The organism is Cellulomonas biazotea (assembly GCF_004306155.1).
In the GTDB taxonomy this organism is placed as follows: domain Bacteria; phylum Actinomycetota; class Actinomycetes; order Actinomycetales; family Cellulomonadaceae; genus Cellulomonas; species Cellulomonas biazotea.
Genome location: NZ_BIMR01000439.1, coordinates 1 through 1903, shown reverse-complemented (window position 1 = coordinate 1903; position 1903 = coordinate 1). Strand labels below are relative to the sequence as shown.

At 72.5% G+C, this 1903-nt stretch carries 2 protein-coding genes; both read left to right on the top strand.

What is annotated here, in order from left to right:
• The first annotated feature begins 70 nt into the window (after positions 1 to 70).
• Positions 71 to 1492 (top strand): RNA 5'-3' helicase PhoH2, encoded by a 1422-nt coding sequence (gene phoH2, locus CBZ_RS19915; protein ID WP_373862211.1) that lies wholly within the window; start codon positions 71 to 73, stop codon positions 1490 to 1492.
• A 149-nt stretch (positions 1493 to 1641) separates the two neighbouring features.
• Positions 1642 to 1881: a TM2 domain-containing protein gene (locus CBZ_RS19910; protein WP_130783168.1), complete on the top strand. Its 240-nt coding sequence runs from the start codon at positions 1642 to 1644 to the stop codon at positions 1879 to 1881.
• Positions 1882 to 1903 lie beyond the last annotated feature (22 nt).

Below are 1903 nucleotides of genomic sequence, written 5' to 3'. Positions count from 1 at the left end.
GCGCCCGCGCGAGCGGGCCGCCGACGAGAGGCGCCCATCACGGCGCACGTAGCGCCGGAGGGAGCCTGCCGTGGTCAGCAACGCACAGCACGTCCCGGGTACGCCGCAGCACGAGCAGACGGCGCAGCCCGCGCCGACGGAGCAGCCGACGGGACAGCCGTCGGGCGGGCGGATCACCTACGTGCTCGACACCTCCGTGCTGCTGTCCGACCCGCGGGCCATCCTGCGCTTCGCCGAGCACGACGTCGTCCTCCCGGTCGTCGTCATCACCGAGCTCGAGGCCAAGCGGCACCACGCCGAGCTCGGCTACTTCGCCCGCTCCGCCCTGCGGATGCTCGACGACCTGCGCATCAAGCACGGCCGTCTCGACCACCCGCTGCCCATGACCGAGCAGGGCGGCACGCTGTGCGTCGAGCTCAACCACACCGACCCGGGCGTCCTGCCCGCCGGGTTCCGGCTCGGCGACAACGACACCCGCATCCTGTCCGTCGCGGCCAACCTCGCCGCCGAGGGGCGCGACGTCACCGTCGTCTCCAAGGACCTCCCGATGCGCGTCAAGGCGTCCGCGGTCGGCCTGCGCGCCGAGGAGTACCGCGCGGAGCTCGCCGTCGACTCCGGCTGGACCGGCATGGACGCGCTCGACCTCACCGAGCAGCAGATGGGCGACCTCTGGGAGCACGAGTCGGTCGCGCTCGCGGACGTCGTCGACTACGACGCGACCGGCACGGTCGCGGCGGCCCAGGACCTGCCCTGCCACACCGGTCTCGTGCTGCACAGCCCCCGCGGGTCGGCCCTCGGGCGCGTCACCGCCGATAAGCACATCCAGCTCGTCCGCGGCGACCAGGACGTCTTCGGGGTGCACGGCCGCAGCGCCGAGCAGCGCATCGCGATCGACCTGCTGCTCGACGAGGAGATCGGCATCCTGTCGCTCGGCGGCCGCGCGGGGACCGGCAAGTCCGCGCTCGCGCTGTGCGCGGGACTCGAGGCCGTGCTGGAGCGGCGGCAGCACCGCAAGGTCATGGTGTTCCGGCCCCTGTACGCCGTCGGCGGCCAGGAGCTCGGCTACCTGCCGGGCAGCGAGGCCGAGAAGATGAGCCCCTGGGCGCAGGCCGTCTTCGACACCCTCGGGGCGCTCGTCTCCAAGGAGGTCGTCGAAGAGGTCCTCGACCGCGACATCCTCGAGGTGCTGCCGCTCACCCACATCCGCGGCCGGTCCCTGCACGACGCGTTCGTCATCGTCGACGAGGCCCAGTCGCTCGAGCGCAACGTGCTCCTCACGGTCCTGTCGCGCATCGGCCAGAGCTCGCGCGTCGTCCTCACGCACGACGTCGCGCAGCGCGACAACCTGCGCGTCGGACGGCACGACGGCGTCGCCGCGGTCATCGAGGCGCTCAAGGGGCACCCGCTGTTCGCGCACGTCACCCTCACGCGGTCCGAGCGGTCGCCCGTCGCCGCGCTGGTCACCGAGCTGCTGGAGGGCGTCGAGGTCTGACGGCGCACGACGGGCCGGGCCGCCGCGCAGTGCCGGCAGAAGATCGCCCGCCAAACCGCCCTCGCACGGCCCCGCCCGTCACTACGCTGCGCACGTCAGTCCCGGTGCCCCCCTCCCGTCGGCACCGCACACCCCCTCCAGGAGGCACCATGTCCACCGCTCCCGTCGCCGTCGGCACGAGCCCGAAGCTGCTGCTCCCCGCCGTGCTGCTCTGCTTCTTCCTCGGCACGCTCGGCGTCCACCGCTTCTTCGTGGGCAAGATCGGCACGGGCGTCCTCATGCTCGTGACGCTCGGCGGCCTCGGCTTCTGGACGCTGTTCGACCTGATCATGCTCATCATCGGCAAGTTCAAGGACAAGGACGGCCTCACGCTGACGCAGTGGACCTGATCCGCTGACGGCGACGGCCCCC

Bases quoted from the DNA above. Each gene is read 5' to 3' on its own strand.
- CBZ_RS19910 (WP_130783168.1), top strand. From the start codon at position 1,642: ATGTCCACCGCTCCCGTCGCCGTCGGCACGAGCCCGAAGCTGCTGCTC.